The 19,541-nt window shown below is 71.4% G+C and carries 17 protein-coding genes and 1 pseudogene; 10 read left to right on the top strand and 8 right to left on the bottom strand.

Annotated elements, in window-relative coordinates; translation table 11 throughout:
• Nucleotides 1–64 precede the first annotated feature (64 nt).
• The 3 genes from ACFXC1_RS23625 to ACFXC1_RS23615 are packed head-to-tail and all read right to left on the bottom strand — an operon-like array spanning nucleotide 65 to nucleotide 4,061.
• Nucleotides 65–1,273: an MFS transporter gene (locus ACFXC1_RS23625; RefSeq protein WP_381245506.1), complete on the bottom strand. Its 1,209-nt coding sequence runs from the start codon at nucleotides 1,271–1,273 to the stop codon at nucleotides 65–67.
• Between the two features lie 44 nt (nucleotides 1,274–1,317).
• On the bottom strand, nucleotides 1,318–2,967 hold the full coding sequence (locus tag ACFXC1_RS23620) for a transglycosylase domain-containing protein (RefSeq protein ID WP_381245504.1): 1,650 nt from the start codon (nucleotides 2,965–2,967) through the stop codon (nucleotides 1,318–1,320).
• Entirely contained in the window at nucleotides 2,964–4,061 is a 1,098-nt protein-coding gene (locus ACFXC1_RS23615; protein ID WP_381245502.1) for a sigma factor-like helix-turn-helix DNA-binding protein, read from the bottom strand. The genes ACFXC1_RS23620 and ACFXC1_RS23615 overlap by 4 nt, the downstream gene beginning before the upstream one ends.
• A 121-nt stretch (nucleotides 4,062–4,182) precedes the next feature.
• Between ACFXC1_RS23615 and ACFXC1_RS23610 the strand changes: the two genes are divergently transcribed.
• From ACFXC1_RS23610 to ACFXC1_RS23585, 6 genes are all read left to right on the top strand, one after another.
• Nucleotides 4,183–4,698, top strand: coding sequence for a SigE family RNA polymerase sigma factor (locus ACFXC1_RS23610; protein ID WP_381245500.1), 516 nt, complete (start codon nucleotides 4,183–4,185; stop codon nucleotides 4,696–4,698).
• Complete coding sequence (locus ACFXC1_RS23605; protein WP_381245498.1) at nucleotides 4,688–5,386, top strand: hypothetical protein; 699 nt, start codon at nucleotides 4,688–4,690, stop codon at nucleotides 5,384–5,386. Before ACFXC1_RS23610 ends, ACFXC1_RS23605 begins: the two co-directional genes overlap by 11 nt.
• 294 nt (nucleotides 5,387–5,680) lie before the next feature.
• Nucleotides 5,681–6,292, top strand: a complete 612-nt coding sequence (locus tag ACFXC1_RS23600) for an RNA polymerase sigma factor (protein WP_381245497.1) — start codon at nucleotides 5,681–5,683, stop codon at nucleotides 6,290–6,292.
• The gene (locus ACFXC1_RS23595; RefSeq protein WP_381245495.1) at nucleotides 6,289–6,903 is read left to right on the top strand and encodes a hypothetical protein; all 615 of its coding nucleotides are present in this window, start codon (nucleotides 6,289–6,291) and stop codon (nucleotides 6,901–6,903) included. The genes ACFXC1_RS23600 and ACFXC1_RS23595 overlap by 4 nt, the downstream gene beginning before the upstream one ends.
• Nucleotides 6,900–8,162 carry an acyltransferase family protein gene (locus ACFXC1_RS23590; protein WP_381245493.1) on the top strand — a complete coding sequence of 421 codons (1,263 nt, stop codon included), beginning with the start codon at nucleotides 6,900–6,902 and terminating at the stop codon, nucleotides 8,160–8,162. The genes ACFXC1_RS23595 and ACFXC1_RS23590 overlap by 4 nt, the downstream gene beginning before the upstream one ends.
• Before the next feature lie 118 nt (nucleotides 8,163–8,280).
• The gene (locus ACFXC1_RS23585) at nucleotides 8,281–8,820 is read left to right on the top strand and encodes a hypothetical protein (RefSeq protein ID WP_381245492.1); all 540 of its coding nucleotides are present in this window, start codon (nucleotides 8,281–8,283) and stop codon (nucleotides 8,818–8,820) included.
• On the opposite strand, the gene ACFXC1_RS23580 is transcribed toward ACFXC1_RS23585, so the two are convergent.
• The 3 genes from ACFXC1_RS23580 to ACFXC1_RS23570 form a co-directional block, all read right to left on the bottom strand.
• Nucleotides 8,808–9,785, bottom strand: coding sequence for a TolB family protein (locus ACFXC1_RS23580; protein WP_381245490.1), 978 nt, complete (start codon nucleotides 9,783–9,785; stop codon nucleotides 8,808–8,810). The genes ACFXC1_RS23585 and ACFXC1_RS23580 overlap by 13 nt on opposite strands.
• A 223-nt stretch (nucleotides 9,786–10,008) precedes the next feature.
• Complete coding sequence (locus ACFXC1_RS23575; protein WP_381245488.1) at nucleotides 10,009–10,788, bottom strand: SDR family NAD(P)-dependent oxidoreductase; 780 nt, start codon at nucleotides 10,786–10,788, stop codon at nucleotides 10,009–10,011.
• 153 nt (nucleotides 10,789–10,941) lie between these two features.
• Nucleotides 10,942–11,946 (bottom strand): Rieske 2Fe-2S domain-containing protein, encoded by a 1,005-nt coding sequence (locus ACFXC1_RS23570; protein WP_381245486.1) that lies wholly within the window; start codon nucleotides 11,944–11,946, stop codon nucleotides 10,942–10,944.
• A gap of 203 nt (nucleotides 11,947–12,149) precedes the next feature.
• Here ACFXC1_RS23570 and ACFXC1_RS23565 point away from each other — a divergent pair, with 203 nt between their 5' ends.
• A complete protein-coding gene (locus ACFXC1_RS23565) occupies nucleotides 12,150–12,809 on the top strand; it encodes an MSMEG_1061 family FMN-dependent PPOX-type flavoprotein (RefSeq protein WP_381245484.1) in 660 nt (219 codons plus the stop codon).
• On the opposite strand, the gene ACFXC1_RS23560 is transcribed toward ACFXC1_RS23565, so the two are convergent.
• Complete coding sequence (locus ACFXC1_RS23560; RefSeq protein ID WP_381245482.1) at nucleotides 12,766–13,707, bottom strand: helix-turn-helix transcriptional regulator; 942 nt, start codon at nucleotides 13,705–13,707, stop codon at nucleotides 12,766–12,768. The two genes, ACFXC1_RS23565 and ACFXC1_RS23560, sit on opposite strands and share 44 nt — an antisense overlap.
• 145 nt (nucleotides 13,708–13,852) lie before the next feature.
• On the opposite strand from ACFXC1_RS23560, the gene ACFXC1_RS23555 reads away from it, so the two are divergent.
• On the top strand, nucleotides 13,853–14,830 hold the full coding sequence (locus tag ACFXC1_RS23555) for an aldo/keto reductase (protein WP_381245480.1): 978 nt from the start codon (nucleotides 13,853–13,855) through the stop codon (nucleotides 14,828–14,830).
• 32 nt (nucleotides 14,831–14,862) lie between these two features.
• A pseudogene (locus ACFXC1_RS23550) lies at nucleotides 14,863–15,006 on the top strand (IMP dehydrogenase); the annotation flags it as partial.
• A 17-nt stretch (nucleotides 15,007–15,023) separates the two neighbouring features.
• On the opposite strand, the gene ACFXC1_RS23545 reads toward ACFXC1_RS23550, so the two are convergent.
• Complete coding sequence (locus ACFXC1_RS23545) at nucleotides 15,024–16,775, bottom strand: DUF4132 domain-containing protein (protein WP_381245479.1); 1,752 nt, start codon at nucleotides 16,773–16,775, stop codon at nucleotides 15,024–15,026.
• A 1,413-nt stretch (nucleotides 16,776–18,188) separates the two neighbouring features.
• Between ACFXC1_RS23545 and ACFXC1_RS23540 the strand changes: the two genes are divergently transcribed.
• Nucleotides 18,189–19,397: an ice-binding family protein gene (locus tag ACFXC1_RS23540; protein ID WP_381245477.1), complete on the top strand. Its 1,209-nt coding sequence runs from the start codon at nucleotides 18,189–18,191 to the stop codon at nucleotides 19,395–19,397.
• Nucleotides 19,398–19,541 lie beyond the last annotated feature (144 nt).

The raw sequence follows: 19,541 nt of genomic DNA, 5'->3' as shown, positions 1-19,541 counted from the left end.
AGAACCTGTCACTAGCGATGGCTGGAAGGCGACCGGTTCACCGCGCCTTCACCGGGGCTCCGGGTCAGTGGGCAACGGTCCGCCCGCGGGCCACGGCCGGCAGCACACCCGCGAGGACCAGCGCGACGGCCCCGGAGACCAGCAGCGGGAGATGGCCGTCCGCGCCCCAGGCGAGCCCGGCCCACACGCCCGCGAGCAGTACGGCGGCGCCGGTGGCCCCCTGGTAGAGGCCCTGTGCGCTGCCCTGCTGGTGGTCGGGGACGAGCGTGGAGATCCAGGCCTTGCCGACGCCGTCGGTGCAGGCCGCGAAACCGCCGTAGAGCGGGAGCACGACGAACACCGCCCAGGGGCTGTGGATCAGGCCGAGACCCAGGTAGCCGACCGCGAAGAAGAACAGGCCGGCGGCGAAGACCAGCGGGCGGGGGAGCCGGTCGGAGAGTGCTCCGGCGGGGTAGGACAGGGCGGCGTAGACGAGGTTGTAGACCGTGTAGGCGCCCACCACTCCGGCCGTGGACAGGCCCAGGTCGTGGGCGCGCAACAGCAGCAGCGCGTCGGGGAAGTTGACGAGGTTGAAGACGAGCAGCACGGCGAGAACCCGCCAGTACGGGCGCGGCAGGGACCGCCAGGGGGTGCGTGCGGTGCGCGTACGGGAACTGCCCGCCTGTGCGGTGCGGGGGTCGCGGACGGCGGCGACCAGCGCGACCGACGCGACCGCCGGGATCACGGCGACCCAGAACAGCGGGCGCAGTTGGTGGTCCAGCGCCTCGTACAGGACCAGTCCGAGGAGCGGGCCGACCACCGCGCCCGCGGTGTCCGCGGCCCGGTGCAGCCCGAACACCTTCCCGCGCTGCCCGGCCGGGACACCCTCGACGAGCAGGGCGTCGCGCGGCGCCCCGCGCATGCCCTTGCCGAGCCGGTCGGTGACCCTGGCGACGAGGACCAGCGGCCACGCGGTGGCCAGCGCGATGAGCAGCTTGCCGACCGCGGCCAGTCCGTACCCCGCACCGATCAGCGGACGCCGGGCGAACCGGTCGGCCAGCCGTCCGGCGGCCACCTTGGTGAGCGAGGCGGCCCCCTCCGCCGCCCCCTCGATCGCCCCGACCACGGCGGGCGGAGCGCCCAGCACCACGGTCAGGAAGATCGGCAGGATCGGGTAGAGGAGTTCGCTGGCCGCGTCCTGGAGGAAGGACACCCCGCACAGCACCTTCACGTTGCGGGTCAGCCACGCGGGGCGCTTGGGGTTCGAGGAGACCTCGGTGCCTGGGGCGGTCACAGGTGCAGTATCCACGGCATCGCCTCCGCCGGAAATGCCCCGGACTATCCGGTCCCCGTCGTGGCCAGCCGCCAGATCTGTGCCGTGGTCTCCGTCGCGGACTGGGTCGGCGGCGGGTCGTTCGGCAGTTGGGCCGGGATGGTCGAGTTCTTCTTCTTGCCGGGGCGGTCGGCGAACAGGGCCGTGGTGAGGGCGAGTTGGGGGTCGAGGCGGGTGGACCACACGGTGCGGCGGGTGATTCCGCCGCCCGCGCCGGCCGTGAAGACGGTCTCCGGGGCGCGCTGCGCGGTGGGGACCGCGGGGAGCGCCTCGCCGTACATCTTGGACATCCACGCGTTCACCATGGCCGCGTCCTTCTCCTCCAGCGCGCGCCGGGTGTCGGGGTGCGCGGTGTACACCTGATGCCCGTCCCGGGTGATCTTCGCGACCGTGTACGGCGCCGCGTACATCCCGTTCGCCGCCACGGTCGCGTAGGCCGAGGCGAGCTTGAGCGGGGTGGGCGCCGGGGTCTTCTGCAGCACGGTCAGCGGGGCGCCGAGCCGGAACTTGGCGAAGGGGTCAAGGGCCGTGCCCGCCTCCACCGCGCCGCCGACCGCGTCGTTGAACGGCTGCCGGGCGTAGTCCGACCCGCCGTACAGCAGCCGTACCGCCCCGTCGCCGGGCACGATCCCCACGACGGCGGTGTGCAGCGTGACGCCCTTGGCGCTCTTGATGTCCTTGACCGCCTCGGTGGTGGCGTCCTGGAGCGCCAGGTCGAAGGTGGTGCGCACGGTGTAGCCGCCGCGCGCCAACTGGTCCTCGGTGATGCCCAGTCGGTCGGCGGCCTCCTGCGCCGCCACGTCGATCATGTACTGCCGCTGCCCCTCGGTCGCGCCCGGCGGATAGAACCGGAACGCGGGGAACGCGGCCTCGGCGCGCTGCTTCGCCGTGATGCTGCCGCCCGTCGCCATCGCGTCGAGCACCCACTCCCAGCGCGCCCTGAGCGTCGCCGTCACCTCGGGATCGGAGCCCGCCTTCTCGTAGTACGACGGGATGTTGACGATCGCCGCCAGCGCGGCGCCCTGGGAGACGGTCAGGTCGCGGGTGTCCACGCCGAAGTAGTTGCGCGCGGCGGCCTCGATGCCGGCCGAACCCCGGCCGAAATACACGGTGTTGAGATACCCCGCGAGGATCTCGTCCTTGGAGCGGGTGCGGTCGAGCTTGATCGCGATCAGTGCCTCGCGGGCCTTGCGGGACAGCGACTGCTCCGGGCTCAGCAGCGCGTTCTTGACGTACTGCTGGGTGATGGTGGAGCCGCCCTGGTGCTCGCCTCCGGTCAGCGAGGCCAGCACCGCGCGGGCGATGGCACGCGGCGACACCCCGTCGTCGGTGCGGAAGGTGCGGTTCTCGGCCGCGATCACGGCGTCCTGGACATACCTCGGGACCTGCGACAGCGGCACCTCCTGACGGTCGACGGGACCGCGCCGGCCCAGATAGGAGCCCTTGTCGTCGACGAAGACCGTGCTCTGGGTGACGGTCTCCGGATGCGGATCCGGGATCCCCGTCAGCCGGTACGCGACGACCGCGGCCGTGCACAGTGCCGCGATCAGCAGGAGGAAGGCGATGACCAGCCGCCGCAGCAGCCGGCCCCGGTTACGGCGGAGCCGCAGGCGGAGCGGGACGCGCGGCTTGGCGGATCTGGCGGTGCGCCTCACCAGTCGGCCCCGCCCCGTGCGACGACCTTGCCGGCCGCGTCGTACACCGTGACGGTCGGACCGCCGTCGCCGTAGCTCGACTTCAGCTCCGCCAGCGACAGCGAAGCGCGCGTGTACCAGACGCCCCAGCCCGGGCTGCCCGCCAGCGTGAGGACCGTGCCGGTCATCTTCTTCTCGTCGACGGTGACCTCGACGCGCGCCGGGTCGGCGGACAGGCCCCGGTACAGGCCGGACAGGAAGTACGAGCTGTTCAGCCGGTCGGGCTGCACGGAGGCGGCCGGCTTCCCGGCGCCCGCTTTCGAGCCGCTCGCGTAGCCGTCGACGGTCAACCCGAGGAACTGGTTGGGCCGTTGCGGCGTCGACCAGTGCTTGCCGTCGCTCGTCAGCCACACCTGCACCCCCGGCACGGCGGCCACCCGCTCGCCCGGCGCGACGATCCGTATCGGGCTCCGCGCCACGTCGACCGCCCCGCCGACCGACCCGTCCGCGGTGCCGCCGCCCACGATCCGGTCGGCGGCGAAGACCCCCGCCGGGACGAGCAGCAGCGCGCAGAGCGCGGCGACCACGGTTCTACGGCGGCGGCGCAGCGACCGGCCCCGCTTCTCCACGGCATCGAGCCGAACGCCGAACGGGACGTCCTCTGCGTCGACTCGAGCCGCTTCCGCGAAGCGCTCCCGCAGCCGCCCCGCGTCACCCCCGCACACCGCCAGCCCCCGCCGGGCCCGGCTGCTCACCGCGCCGGACGACCAGCCGAGCAGCTGGGCGACCTCCGCCTCCCGCAGCCCCTCCCGGTGCAGCATCACGAGCACCGCCCGCTGCCGCGCGGACGTGTCCTTCAACACACCGTCGGACAGGGGCCGTTGGCGGCGAGCCCCGCGCAGGAACTCCTTCACCAGGGACCGCCGTACATAGAAGTCCACGTCGTCCCGGGGTATCCGGCGCCACCGCGCGCACACTCCCACCAGCGTTCTCCGCACCAGCTCGGTCGCCTCGCGGGGGTCTCCGGTCGCGCCCGAGAGGAGGTGCGCGGTGGTGACCAGCCGGGGCAGCTGCGCGTGCGCGTACGCCGTGAAGTCGTCGTGGGGGTCGGGCACTTCGGTGGTCCTCCGATACAACTGTGAGGGGAGTGGATCCTGAGACGCGTGTTCTTCGTCTTTCCTGTACGCACGGTGCGGCGAGCGGGTTGCACAGGAATTCCAAGACTCCGGTGAGGTCATGACCGAGGACGAGTTCGACGCCTTCTACGCCGCCGCGTTCCCCCGTCTGACCGGCCAGCTCGCGGCCTTCACCGGCGATCGCGAGGAGGCGCAGGACGTGGTCCAGGAGGCTTTCGTACGGGCCTGGGACCGGCGCCGGGACTTCCTCGCGGACGAGGCACCCGAAGCGTGGATACGCACCGTCGCCATGCGGCTGGCGGTCAGCCGCTGGCGCCGGGCCAGACGCTGGCTGGAGCTGGTGCGCCGCACCCCACCGCCCGTGTCCACGCCCGGACCCAGCCCCGATCACACGGCACTGGTCGCCGCGCTGCGCCAACTGCCCACGGCACAACGGATGGTGATCGTCCTGCACCATCTGTGTGACGTGACCGTCGAGCAGATAGCCTCCGAGACGGGTGCGCCCGTGGGGACGGTCAAGGCCAGGCTGTACCGGGGACGGGCGGCGCTGGCGAAGCTGCTGGCTCTGGACGAGACAGAGGGACCGATGCAGAAGGAGAGCGGCCGTGTCGGATGAACTCTCCGTCCTGCTGCGTGAGTTGGCCGCCGAACAGGAGGCCCGTCCGGCCCTCACCGGCGCCCAGGTCCGCGGCCGTGCGGTGCGCCGGGCGCGCCGTCGGACGGCCGGCATGCTGGGCGCGGGTGCGGTGGCTCTCGCCCTGGTGGGCCTCGCGCTGACCCTGGACCTCACGGGGAAGGACAACGGCCACCGGCTCCCGGGTGCCGCCGCGCCCGCCGTCCCGTCGCAGTCGGCGTCCCCCTCGCCGTCCGCCGCCTCCGCCGCAGCGTCGACCCCTGTCTCCGCGGTGCCCGCCGGCGGCACGCTCGACCTCGCCAAGCGCGCCCTGCTCGTCCGGAGGCGGGTCATGCCGCTGACCACGGAATCCGCCAACAGCCCCGTATTCGTAGGGCCGTTGACCGTGTATGGGAAGCACGGCACCAAGGTCCTGACCGTCACCGACTCGACCGCCGGAGGCGCCCTGTACACGGAGGTCACGCTCGCGGTCGAACTCCGCGACGCCGACAACAAGCCGGTCTACGTCGGCGTCACCCGCTCCTACAAGGGCAGGAGCCTCGGCAAGCAGGGCACCGGCGGCACCGACGGCACCGGCTCCTGGATCGGCCTGGACGGCGCCGACGCCAAATGGTTCTACCAGGACGCGAAGATCGGCAGCGTCCTCTCGATCACCGGCGGTTCGGCCTGAAGTCCCCGTCGAGGGCTGCTGGTAGGCAGCCGGAACGCCCCGGTCCGTGGAGACGGACCGGGGCGTTCTTCATTCCTTTCGGCGTGTCATGGACCTCAGGAGGGGGTGTTGGGCGGGTGCATCTGCAAAATGGCCTGGTTTCCGAGGGCGATCACCCCGTGCCGCTCGGCTCGGACGACCCCCCTGTAACGCTTTTCGCGCCTCGGCCCAAGAACAGGTGAAGTGCCCTTGCAGAACTCCACGGGCCTCCGACGGTGAGGAGGACGGGGAGCCTCCGACCAGAAGGAGCCGCCGGTGGATGGCGTGGAACCGTTACGGGGCGGTGGACCTGCCGCGGCGGCACGTGACCCGCGGCTGTTCGAGGAGTTCTACCGGCGCCATGTGGACGCGGTGATGCGTTTCGTGGCCCGCCGGGTCAACGACCCCCACACAGCGGCCGACCTGACGGCCGAGATCTTCCTCGCCGTCCTCGACTCGGCCCACTCCTACCGGCCGCGCCTCGGCAGCGAGACGGCCTGGCTGTACGGCATCGCACGCAACGTCGTGTCCTCGGAACGCCGCCGGATCGCCCGGGAGACCGAACGCGACCGGCGCTTCTCCGGACGGCGGCTGCTGGAGGCCGACGACATCGTCCGTATCGAGGACAGGCTCGACGCGGAGAGACCGGCCCGGCGGATGCTGGCCGCGCTGGCGGGACTTCCCGAGGGCGAGCGGGCCGTCATCGAGCTCATCGCGGTGGATCAGCTCACCGTCACCGAGGCGGCCGCCGTACTGGGCATCAGCCAGGTCACCGCCCGGGTCCGGCTCCATCGGGCACGCAAGGCACTGCGGAGCGAGGCGGACTCCACGGTCGCGAACACGACGTCGGATCCATCACCGGCGTACGTCGTAGGGAGAGAGGCATGAGCACGAGGACGACGTTCGAGGACCGCCTGCTGGCCGAGCTGAAGCGGGAGATCCTGCTGCGCGAGACCGCGATGTCCCGGACCGGGGTTGCCGAGGGCGGGACGGACGGGGCCGAGGAGCGTCGTACCGTGCGCCGGTTCTTCAAGCCGCGCCGGATCGCCGTAGTGCTGACGGCCTGTGCGGTGGCCTGGCTCGCCGCGGTGACGGTACCCGGTGTGCCGGCCGGCTCGAAGGCGTACGCGGTGGAGCGCCACGACGACGGCATCGTCACGTTCACCGTCAAGGACCAGGCCATCGACGCGGCGGCACAGCGCGAACTCGCAAGGAAAGTGCGCCCTTGGGGCATCGAGGTGACCGTTGACGTGCTCTCTCCCGGCTACGTCTGCGAGCGCAGCCACGTCACCCCACTCGTGGGGATTGATCGGCAGGGGCATCGTGTACCCCTGATCTCCGTGCAGGGCACCTGGCAGGGCACCCTGCGCCGGGGCAACGTCCTGGCCTTCGAGAACACCAAGGGCAGTTCCCGGCCTCGTGCGGTCGAGTTCTACGCGACCAGGAGCGAAGCCGAACCCTGCGTTCCGGTGAAGGTCGCCCTGCCGGACGACTCATGAATCCTCCGCGCCGGGGCTGGCTGGACGCGTTGCGCGGCATCGCGGCGCTCGTCGTGGTGTTCGACCACTCGTCGTACGCATTCATGGCGGAGTTCCGGCGGGAGTTGATGCCGCAGTTCAACACCAGCCGGTACGCCATCATGCTGTTCTTCCTGGTGAGCGGCTACATCATCCCCGCGTCACTCGAGCGCCGGGGGTGCGTCAGGACCTTCTGGATCGGGCGGGTCTTCCGTGTGTACCCGTTGCTTGCGGTCGCCGTCGCCGCGCTCCTGGCCCTCCAACTGGCGGGCTGCGCCGAGATTCGCACCGACTTCGGCCGGCAGAGTGCCGCGGCGGTGGTCGCCGCCCATGTCACCCTGCTCCAGGAGCTGCTGGGGACGCCCAGTCTCCTTCTCGTGCTGTGGACGCTCTCGTACGAAATGGCCTTCTACCTGTTGGTCGTCGCCCTGTTCACGGTCCGCCTTCACCAGCGGTCGGCAGCGGTCGCCGTCACCCTGGCCGCGCTCGCCGTGGTGAGCGCGACGGCAGGGGGTGCGCTGCCGGCCTCCGCCCTCTCCGGCGCGATCGGTACCGGCCCACTGGTCGCGTTCGCCTCGCTCGCCATGGTGGCCGCCATCGGCTGTGCGAGCGCCGGGTCACCTGGGCTGCGCCTGTTCGGGGGCGTACTGGGCGGGGTGCTGGCGCTCGTCCTGGTCTCCTTCAACGGCACGGTCCCCATGTGGGAGGGGCTGGTGATCCTCGCCGTCATGTTCCTCGGCAGCGCCGTCCACCGGGCCGAGAACGGCCGGAGCAGTTGGCGGCGCGCGGTATGCACGGCCGCCGTGGTGGTCGTCTGCGCCGTGGGGAGTGCGGTGTGGAACGGGGGCGGATCGGGTGGTCCGGGCGTGGCCCAGTTCACCCGGAGCGGCTGGGTCGTGGCCTTCCTCCTGGCTGTCCTCACCTTCGGCAGCGGTCTGGCGTTGCGCCGTCGACGGGTTCCGCGTTGGCTGACCTGGCTGGGAACGATCAGTTACTCCGTCTATCTGGTGCATCCGGTGCTGCTGGCGGTGACCGACGGCACGATCGGCCGGTTGCGGCAGGACAGTCCCGTGGCCGAACTGGCCTTCGTCGCCGTGCTGTTGCCGCTCTGCGCCCTGACGTACAGGTACGTCGAAGTACCGAGCAGGCGATGGGGCCGAAGGCTGGCCCGCCGCGTGGAGCCGCCCCGACGCGCGCTCGCGCCGGCCGGACCGGAGCGGGTGCGGGCACCGGGCCGCTGAATCTCCCGTCGACCGTCGCGGTCGGCGCCCATGTGACCGACCATGAGGTGTGCGATTCGATTCCGTTCCCATGCCGGTGTCCGTCGAGGGCAGGCCTCGTGACAGCCGGGGTTATCCCGTGCCCGCCATCACGCCCTGGGAGGGCGGGGAGCCGCAGTTCGCGCTCACCGACTACGGGCGCAGTGCGGAGTGTGCTCGGCGGCGGCTGTGTTCCGTGTGCGGCACGCTGATGCCCAAGGGGGCGGTGTGGCGGGTGGTCGGGGCCGCGGAGAGTGCGGCGATCCGGGAGGCGCTCGATGCGGGGCGGCCGTACCGGAACATGGCGGCGACGCTGGAGGGGCCGGGACATCGTGCGTGCATGCTCTACGCCTCGATGGTCTGCCCGTATCTGGCGCGTCCCAACGCGCGGCGGGGGCTGACGGCGGAAGCCCCGGACGACATGACCGCTCATGTCGTCCGGGGCGCCGTCCGTGGGGACTTGGGTGCCGTGGTGGGGTTCGGTGACTACGAGTTCGCCGTCACCAGGAGCCAGGTCCTGTTCCGTTTTCTCGATGTGGTCGAGTATCTGCCGCACGACACGGCCGACCAGCATCTGCCGGAGCTGCGGGCCGAACTCGCCCGTTCCGGCGGGCGGTTGGGCGGTGGTCAGCCGCGGTAGGCGGGCAGGCCGGTGTGGGTGGAGACCTTGACGGGCCGGCCGTAGCCGTGGGCGGTCTTGGCGATGGTGTACGTGCCGGTCGGGGCGCGGAAGGCGATGGTCTTGCCGTTGGGGGACCAGGTGGGCTCGGTGTAGTCGGTGGCGGCCGTGGGGGTGACGTCCTTGACGGTGGTCGTGGAGCCGCCGAGGTCCTCCACGAAGAGGTGGTCGTGGCCGTGGACGGAACGGACGAAGACGACCTCCTCGTTGTCGGGGGAGAGCGCGGGCTCGGAACCCTTGGCCAGCGCGCCGCCCTGCTGGCGCAGGTAGTCGTCGCGGATGTAGACCTCGCCGGTGCGGGTGTTCTCGTAGACGGCCGAGCCGTACTTGCCGCCGACGTTCGGCCAGGTGTTGCCGGTCTGGGGGAGGGCGCTGTCTCCCGGCTCGCCGTTCAGGCTGATCCGGGTCGGCCTGCCGTGGTCGGCGGTGGCCTTGACGCCCTCCAGGACGGTGCTGCCGTGGATCTTCGCCGAGAAGACGATGTTGTTCTTCGCGGGGATCTGGTTCGTCCGGTCGGCGGCGGTCACCTGCCAGGTGGGGTGGGACCACGTCTGCCCGCCCGGGTTGGCGGCGACGGTGACACGGTGGGTGCCGTCCGGGTTGGAGACGACCAGGTTGCCGTGTCCGTCGATGAAGGCGGCCTTGCTGCCGTTCGGGTTCCAGGCCAGGTCACGGACCGTGGTGCCGAAGTCGATCGACCTGCCGTTGACGATCACGTGACGGGTGCCGTTGCTGAGGGTGAGTCCCCTGGGCACGGTGAGCGTGTGCGTGGACGCGGCCGCGGCGACCATCGCGACGCTGCCCTTGGCTCCGCCGGAGGACTGGGCGGCCGGCGCTGCGCAGGCCGTGCCGCACAGGGCGAGCAGGGCGGCTGCCCCCGCGGTGATGACGGTTGTGCCGGCGCGCCGACGGTTACGAGCGGACATCGAGGTTCCCCCTGCTGATGTGAATGGCGCTGCGATGAGAGATTCGCGGGAACCGCCGGCCGTCCCCGGAACCTGAAGCGGTCCGCTCGGCTTGCTGCCCTTCGCGACAAGACGGAGTGTTCCCGCGGCGGGTGACGGGGCTGTGCGTTGGCTGTCACAGCTGTGCAATAGGGCGGTGGGTGGGATGCGGGGACGGCGGGGCCGCCCCGGGTGTCCCGTGTGCTCACCAGGTCGGGATGAAGCCACCGTCCACGGTGATGTCCGCGCCGGTGACGTTCGCCGTCCGGTCCGCGGACAGGAGCAGGACCACGTCGGCGATCTCGGCGGGCCGGGAGAAACGGCCGGTCACCGTGGTGCGCGCGGCGTTGTCGATGACGTCCTGGGGTTTCAGGCCGGTCGCCTCGGAGACCGTCGCGGCGACCCCGCCGTCCCCCAGCCAGAGATCGGTCTCGACCGGCCCCGGGCTGACCGTGTTGACCCGGATCCCCTTCGCGCCGACCTCCTTGGACAGGGCCTTGGAGAAGCCCGCGAGGGCCGCTTTCGAGGCGCTGTAGTCGATGACCGCCGGGTCGGGGAGCGCCGCGTTGACCGAGCAGATGTTCACGATGGAGCCCCGGCCCCGGGCGAGCATCACCGGTAGGGCGCTCCGGGTCGTGCGTACGGCCGCCATCAGGTTGAGGTTCAGGGTGGCGAGCCACTCCTCGTCGGTGACCGTGAGGAATCCTCCGGTACGGGCCGGGGCCGTTCCCACGTTGTTGACGAGGATGTCGATCCGGTCGCCCGCGGCCTCGATGAGCCGCGCGGGTCCCGACGCCTCGCCCAGGTCGACCGGTACGACCCGTACGTTCCCGGTCGCGGCCAGCTCCTCCAGCCCGGGCGAGGAGTTCCGGGCCCCGGCGTGCACCGTGACCCCCTCCGCGACCAGCGCCCGTACGACCGCCAGGCCGATCCCCCTGCTGGCACCGGTGACCACGGCCACCTGTCCGTTCAGTCCGAGATCCATGGTGAGTTCTCCCGTCCTCGGCTACATTCCACACGCCGGCCGGCCGGATCGCCTGCCGACGTCGAGCGCGGTCCCGGCATGCGCATGAGCATGCGCCCGCCGCACCGTGCACCGCAGGCCTGCCGGGAGAACTGCGACGGCATAGGACACGGCCTAGGCACCCGCGGCCGGGCCGCCGCCGTAGAACTGCGCGTACCAGCGGCGCAATGCCTTGATGCCCTGTTCGTGGGGGAGCAGGACCGGGTGCGGCCGGTGGATCTTGTGGTCCCAGATCCGGAGCTCCTCGCGCACCTCGCCCAGGGCCTGCGTCCGGAAGACGAGCTTGAGCAGGGGCGTCAGGAACGGGAACCGGGCCGGTTTGCGGACGTAGTACAGCATCCGCATCTCGCTCGTGCGGTCGTCGACGGGGGTGGTGAGGGCGACGGCGGTCAGCGACAGGGCGGGGCCGTGGGTGCGGACCACCATGACGCCCGGGCCGTACATGAACGCGTCGAAGGTGTTGTCGATGTCCCGGCCGAGGACGCGTCGGCGGATCCGGCCGCGGGCTTCTGCGAAGGGGCCGTCCGACTGCCAGTCCTGGACGAGGGGTTCGCTCTGACCGTGCAGGAAGTGGAAGTGGGACTCGTCGACGATGTTCTCGCGCATCTCCTGGACGTGGATGCGCGCACGGCAGACGTCGTCGATCGGCCTGGCGAACCGCCCGGACGCCGCCTCCGGGATCTCCGGCACCTCCCACGACGGCTCGCCCGGCCCGACATGGACGAAGACGAGCCCACTGTGCTCACGCACCGGAAAGCCGCCGAGCGACACCTTCGGAGTCCGGCGCGCGAACGGAGCCGCCACGCACCGCCCGTCCGGGCCGAACCGCCAGCCGTGGAACGGACATTCCACACTGCCGTCCACGACCTTGCCGCCCGCGCCGAGGTGCGCGCCGTAGTGCGGACAGTGCGCGTCCCGTACGGCCGCCCGGCCGTCCGCTCCCCGGAACGCGACGAGCGCCCGCCCGAAGTAGTGCAGGCTGACGACCTCGCCCGGCCGGAGCTCCTCGCCGCGGAGCACGGCGTACCACCCGTACGGCACGGTCGGCATCGGGTAGTCGTCGGCCCGCGGGTCGCGCGGCAGGGCGGCGAGCTTGTCGTGGCGCCGACGCAGAGGCATGACCGGATGCTAGCGAGGCCGGGGTGGATCCGGGGCGGGAGTCTGCACACTCGCCGGAGTCCAACTCCCGTGAACCGCTTCGGAGTTGGGGTCGACCGGTGCTCCTACGCCCGGCCCCCGCTACGGCGAGGGCCACGTACCGACCTGGATCTGACTCCGCATCCCCCGCGGGACCGCGAGGTCGGCCCTTTAGGGTCGGAGACATGACGACGCCTCCTGCCGGTACCGCCTTCGACTCGCTCCGTCTCGACGCCCTGTCCGACCCGGACGCGCTGCGCCAGGTCTACGACCTCCCCGGCGAAGCCGCCGTACGGAAGCAGATGACCGAACTCACCGAACAGACACGGCGGTTGATCGGCTGCTCGTCGCTGGTCCTGGTCGCCAGCGCGGACGCCGAGGGCAACTGCGACGTCTCCCCGCGCGGCGGCCCCGCCGGGTTCGTCGCCGTCCTGGACGACCGCACCGTGGCGATACCGGACGCGACCGGCAACAAGCGTCTGGACACCCTGCAGAACGTCATCGCCACCGGACGGGCGGGCCTCCTGTTCGTCATCCCCGGCCGCACCACCACCCTGCGGGTGAACGGCCGGGCCTGCGTCTCCACCCGCCCGGACCTGCTGTCCCAGCTGACCGCCGTGGGCAAGCCGCCGGCCAGCGCACTGGTCGTGGGCATCGAGGAGGTCTACCCGCACTGCCCCAAGTCCCTGCTCCGCAGCGGGGCCTGGAAGCCGGAGCAGTGGCTGCCGGCCGACGCCCAGCCGACGTCGGCCGAGGTGACACTGGCCCAACTGCGGATGCCGGAGCTGACGATCGCCGACATCAAGCAGACGGAGGCGGACTCGTTGAAGTACCGGTACGAGTGACGGGCCGACCGCCGGTCACCGAACGCGGTGCGGCCATGTCACCCATGCCGACCCTGTCCAGCAGCAGCATCGCGTCGTGGTCCGGGCCGCCGGGTTCGGCGGTGTAGACGCCGATGCGCTGGCCGGGGGTGCCTTCGATGTGGAGGGACTGGGAGGTGAGGGTGAGGGTGCCGACCCGGGGGTGGTGGAAGGTCTTCCGGGCCGGTCTGCGGCCGGTGACCTCGTAGCGCTCCCAGAGTCCGGCGAAGTCGGGGCTCTTGAGGAGGAGTTCGCCGACGAGGTTGGTGAGGTCGGGCGCGTCGGGGGCGGTGCCGGCGATGGCGCGCAGGCGGGAGACGCAGTTGGTGATCTGCCATTCCCAGTCGTGGAAGAGCTCGCGGGCCGCGGGGTGCAGGAAGAAGTAGCGGGCCAGGTTGCGCTGCTTGACCGGCCAGTCGTCCAGGCCCGCGTAGAGGGCCAGTCCGCCGGGGTTCCAGGCCAGCAGGTCCAGGCTGCGGCTGATGACGTAGGCCGGGTTGGGGCGGAGGGACTCCAGCAGCAGCTTGAGGTGGGGGCGGACCGTGCGGCTGGGCGCGGGCGGCGGTTCGGGGGCGTAGCGGGCGGCCCGGGCGGCGAGTTCGCGCAGATGCTGGTGCTGCTGGTCGTCCATGTGCAGGGCGCGGGCGAGCGAGTCGAGGACGGCGGGGCTGGGGCGGGTCTCCTTGCCGCGTTCCAGACGCACGTAGTAGTCGATGCTGATGCCGGCGAGCGTGGCCAGCTCCTCGCGGCGCAGCCCGGGGGTGCGGCGGATGCCCGCGCCGACGGTGAGGCCCACGTGGTCGGGGCGGGTCTGGGTGCGGCGGGCCCGCAGAAAGCGGCCCAGCTCGGCGCCCTCGCTGTGCGCGCTCTCGGTTGCCATGCCCCCCAGTCTCGCCCGCTGCCCACGCGTCGCGCAGGCGGGAGGGGGGCCCTGTCGTTACCCCTGAAGAGCCCGCCCTGCCACACCGCCGCGATCCGGGCGAAGGTTAGGGGGAAGCACGCCGCGACGAACCGGAGAGGGCGAAATGCACTACATCAAACTGCGTGACCTGGAGGTTTCCCGGATCGGCCTCGGCGCCATGGGCATGTCCCACGGCTACACCGGCTCCGGCACCGACGACGCCGAGTCGATCAGGACCGTGCACCGGGCACTGGAACTGGGGGTCACGCTCATCGACACGGCCGAGATCTACGGCCCCTACACCAACGAGGAGCTGATCGGCCGCGCGCTGAAGGGCCGTAGGGACAAGGCGGTGCTGGCCACGAAGTTCGGGCTGGTCTCGCACGCCGGTGCGGGCGCCTGGAACCAGGACTCCGGCGCCGCCAACATCCGTACCGCCGTCGAGGGCTCCCTCAAGCGGCTCGGTACCGATCACATCGACCTGTACTACCAGCACCGCGTCGACCCGAACACGCCGATCGAGGAGACCGCGGGCGCGGTGGGCGAGCTGATCGCCGAGGGCAAGGTGCGCGCCTTCGGCCTCTCGGAGGCGGGCCCCGACACCATCCGGCGCGCACACGCCGTCCAGCCGATCACCGCGGTGCAGTCGGAGTACTCCCTGTGGACCCGGGGGATCGAGGACCGCGTCCTCCCCGTCCTGCGGGAACTGAACATCGGCCTGGTGCCGTTCTCCCCGCTGGGCCGCGGCTTCCTGACGGGCGCCATCCGCTCCACCGACCAGTTCGACGCCTCCGACTTCCGGCGCGACAACCCCCGCTTCACCGGCGAGAACTTCGACCGCAACCTCGCCCTCGCCGACGAGGTCAAGGCCCTGGCCACCGAGGTCGGCGTCACCCCCGCCCAGATCGCGCTGGCCTGGCTGCTCGCCCAGGGCGACGACATCGCCCCGATCCCCGGCACCAAGCGGGTGAGCCGCGTCGAGGAGAACACCGCCGCCGACGCCGTGACCCTCACCGCCGAGCAGCTCGCCCAGCTCAGCAGCCTGCCGCCGGCCGCGGGCGACACCCACACCGAGGCCCAGGCGCGGATGCTCGAACGCTGACCGTCCGCCCACTGTCTGGAGTAACCCCTGTCATGCGTGCAGCAGTGATGTACGGAGCCGGAGACGTCCGCGTCGAGAACCGCCCCGACCCCAAGATCGTGCGGCCCGCCGACGCCGTGGTCCGGGTCGTCGCCGCGTGCGTGTGCGGCAGCGACCTGTGGCCGTACCGGTCGATGCGTCATGGGGGCGTCGGTCAGGACGGTCGCGGTGGCCTGGCGTCCCCCACCGCGCGCCGGGACGCGCCCCGTCGTACGGGCACCTGCCGAATGGGTTGCTTCAGGCCGCCGAGTTCCAGATGGGTCTGCCAGGCGCGGGTCTGCGCCCGGTCGGCGTGGACGGGGTTCCAGAGACGTACCGAGTCGGTGGCCGTGACCTCGTGCGTACGACCCCGGGTGTCCCGCAGCAGCCACCGCCCGCCGAGACCGCGCACCGGCAGCCCGGTGAACGTCCCGTCGGCGGTCTCCGCCTCCCAGACCAGGGCCTGGGCGAGGGGCCCGGCTACGTCATGGTCGAGCCGGAGCGCGGCGAACCGTTCACCGGTCGACGCGGCGCCGGTGGCGAGGAGTTCGGCGAGGGCACCCCGCTCGCGATCGGCCTGCGCGGCGAGAAGCGGGAGCCGTAACCGCAATGCGGTCAGTTCCAGGACGTACACCCCGTTGAGGTGACGCATCCCGTACGACGTCACCACCTGCTGTCCCCGGTTGGTACGGACCTCCACACCGACGGAGCCGTCCGGGTGTACGGCCAGGTAGGCCGTGTGGAAGTGGAGGGACACCTCGCGGGCCCCCTCGGGCACGAACTCGTCGGCGATCGAATCCAGGGCGGCGCGTGCCGCGGTGGCCGCCTCGGGCGGCAGTCCCGACAGTGCCCTGCGGTGCCGTCCCAGTCCCGGCATCCCGGCCGCGGCGCTCAGGGCGGTGACACCCGCCCGCACCGGCAGAACGTCCCGTTCCTGCACGCCCGGAAGCCGCCGTTCGCGGCTGCGGCCCAGGGCCTGTTGGGCCACCGACTCGATCAGGGCCGGATCTCCGCAGAGGCAGGCCGCCCAGGCGGCCCCGGCCATCAGCTTCGCCTGGTCGAGGACGGAGGCCTGCTTACTGAGCAACGATTCGGTGACGTGGTCCAGGTAGCTCGTGTCCATGCGCAGCAGGGCGCCCACCACCTCGGGAGCGACCGTGAGCAGCTCCAGCCGCTCACGGACCTGCCCGAGCCAGGACTGGGCCGGACGGTAACTGTCGATGGTGCGAAGCACCGCGAGCAGATCCAGCACACCGGGTTCGAAGACCAGCGTGCCCAGCGCGGTCAGCGCCCGGTTGCCGTAGGCGCCCCCGCCGGGGAGGACCCGCGGCAGCCGCCCGAGGACCTCGCGGTCGTACGGCAGGTCCAGCAGGCCGGCGGCCTCCTCGACGGTGAGATGCCAACGGCACTGCCGGTGGCGCTGCCAATGGCGCTGGCCGGGAGGGGCCGACTGGTGGTGATCACGGGCGCCCAGCACGATGGCCCGCAACCAAGGCCGGTACCGGGCCCGTTCGGACGGCTCCTGCTCCCGCACGGCGGCGAGCGGCAACCCCAGGCAGCGGCACACCCGGTGGAACCCGTAGGGGGTGCGATCGGGTGTGCGATCGATCTCCGGCAGGGCGAGAGCGAGCAGCTCCTCGGCCTCCTCGGGTGACCAGCCGCACGGGTGCTGCGCCAACGCGGCCTCCATGCAAATGTCGCCCAAGGTGTCGTGCGGGTTGCGCAGCAGCGCCAGTCCCAGCCGTCGCCGTTCCCGGGGTTCGAGGGAGTGGACGAGCCGGTGGCTGTTGCTCCACTGCGAGGGGTCGGCCGGCGCCAGGACGATGCCGCGCCGAATCTCCTCGTCCGGTCCCGGGTGCCGCCCGAGGTCCCGGTGCCGCGCCCGGGCCGCGGCTCTCCTGAGGGCCGGTGGCAGGGGCGGCACCACGGCATCGCTCCGGCTCCGGTGGGGAAACGACCGGTCTCCCGCCCACCACGGCCACATCGGCCCCACCTCCGTGGGTGCCATTCCCCGCCCGGCACCGAAAGTACCCTCGCCGGCGGCCCGTCCGGGAAGCTCCCCCGGCCGGGCCGCCCGGTGCGGCGGTGCCGGCGGCCTTCAGCTCACGGCGTACGCGTTGTGGACGGCGGTGGTCCACCTGCCGTCGGACAGCTTCGCGGTGACGGCGTGCCAGGTGGAGCCGTTGTCGGTGGTGTACCAGGCACGTACGGACTTCACGCTGTCCGACAGCCGACAGCCGACAGCCGACAGCCGACAGCCGACAGCCGACAGCCGACAGCCGACAGCCGACAGCCGACCGCCGGCCGCCGGCCGATCGTGCGGTCGCCCGTGCCGTCGCGCTGCATGCCCAGGCCGACGGTCGTGGTCGACCCGGCGTCCGGGATCGCGCGCGGAGACATGTACCTCTACCAGGGTTCGTACGACAGACCGTGCCGTGCTCGGCGACGAGCCAGGCGGAGCCGTCGCCCCGGCCGCCGTTATCAAGTCGGCATTCACCACGTGCCCCTCCACCAGCGTCGACCAGACTTCCGAGCGTCATGATCCCGCAAGGGTCTGACATCGACTGAGCGCTCCCGCTACTCCTGCGTGCCTCGGGCAGGCCGTTCGTCCAGGAATGCCGTCCCTTGACGCGGTCGTGGTCACACCGCTGTTGAGCGACGGCCGGGCAACTCCGGGCGGAGGCGACCAGGAATGCTCCCGTCGGCGGATTCAATTCCACTGCCGAGCGCCGATGCCTCCTGGGCTGTAACACGCGGGGGGCGACGGCAATGGCTCCGGCGCGGACACGCCGGAGGCGTCGTTCCACGCGGCTGCGCGTGAGAGTGAACCGGCCCGCCGACAATAATACTGCAGACAGCGCAGCTCGGGGATATTCCGGGCGATGCGCCGACCGCCCATTTTCCTTCTGCCTGACAGGCGCGGAATACCGTGATACGGCGACTTGGCCGTGCCGGGCGGATCGCACGCGGCCGGTCCGTCGCGATCGGGTTCTCGCACACCGGAAAAGTGCAGACGGTGGCCGGATCCTCGTCGAGGACTCCATGATCACGGCGTGGACTCGCCTCGACCGGCATCCGCGGAAATGGCTGCCTTCCGTGGGGGCGTGCGCGATCTTCTCGCGGCTCATTCCGTTCCGCTGGGTGGTGCCGGGTGGTCGTACCCGGCGAGAATTATGGTTCTGTAACCGTCTGGCCCATTAGGCATTTCTATGTAGATCGCGGGACCCTTTGTGGAAAATATTGAGCGGCACACTCATCGGTAATATGCCAACGCCGGAAACAGGCGATTCTGTGCGACCGGGAACCGCCAAAACCACCCCTCAAAGGAGTTGGCCCCTCGATGACGCTGAATATTCCTGAAGCGCCGCTACGGCGCACCATGTCGGTCTGGCTCGCGGCGCTGACGGCCGTGGTGATCGCCGCTGTCGTGCTCGCGATGACGCCGACAAGCGCGAGCGCCGTTGCCACGCCTGTGCCTCTGGGGACGGCGACCAGTTTTGCCGTACTGGCCGGTTCCCAGGTCACCAACACGGGGCCCTCGTCGATCACCGGTGATCTCGGAGTGTCGCCGGGAACGGCCATCACCGGATTCCCGCCGGGCACCGTGATCGGGGCCCAGCACTCCGCGGACGCCGTGGCGCTCCAGGCCAAGAGCGACCTGGTCACGGGGTACAACAACGCCGCCGGACAGGCACCGGACGTCACCTACCCCACCGCTCCCGACCCCGTGGAGCTCGGCGGCAGGACGCTGGATCCGGGCGTCTACAAGGCACCCATCTCCGCCGGCATCACCGGCACGCTCACTCTCGACGCGCACGGCGACCCCAATGCCGTATGGGTCTTCCAGATCGGTTCGACCCTGACGACGGCGTCCGGCAGCAACGTGTCTCTCGTCAACGGCGCCTCGCCGTGCAACGTGTACTGGCAGATCGGCAGTTCGGCCACCCTCGGCACCAACTCCACCTTCGTGGGCACCATCATGGCCCAGGAGTCGATCACCGTCACCACGGGAACGACCATCGCCGGCCGGGCACTTGCCCGTACCGGCGCCGTGACGCTGGACAACAACACGATCAACCGCGGTACGTGCGCCGCCGGCGGAACCACCGGTGGTCTGATCACGGGCGGCGTTGTCGCCGGTGCCACGTCGGGTGGCGCCACAGCGGGTACGACGGGCAGCACCACGGTCGGCGCCATCGGCGGCGTGCCGACGGGCGGCGGAACCGGCGGCCTTCTCGGCGGTGTCCTGACGTCGGGCGGAACCACCGGCGGCGTGCTGGGCGGTGTCATCGCGGGTGCGACTACGAGCGGCACGACGGGCGGCACGAACGGCACGACGGGCGGCACGAACGGTGGTGCGACAGGCGGCTGGACCGGTGGCTCGACTGGTGGCTCGACCGGTGGAAACGGACCTCACGATCACGGTGGGAAGCCCGATGAGCACGGCGGTTACGGCGGCAATGGCGGGCAGCAAGGCAAGCCCGACAAGCCCCACAAGCCCGAGGGCTACGGCAACGATCACGAAGGCCACTCCAAGAAAGCTGCCTAGCTCCCCTTGAACGAGTAGAACGAGCGGCGCGGGGGGGGGGGGGGGGGGTGTGGGGGGGGGGGGGGGGGGGGCACAAAAAAAAACAACAAGACAAATACGAAACAGATAAGACCCCCGGCGGGGAGCACGCGGGGCCCCGCACAC

The sequence above is a fragment of the Streptomyces hokutonensis genome, from assembly GCF_042751305.1.
Taxonomy (GTDB): domain Bacteria; phylum Actinomycetota; class Actinomycetes; order Streptomycetales; family Streptomycetaceae; genus Streptomyces; species Streptomyces hokutonensis_A.
Note: the sequence above shows the minus strand (reverse complement) of the source record. Positions and strands in the feature narration are given on the sequence as shown.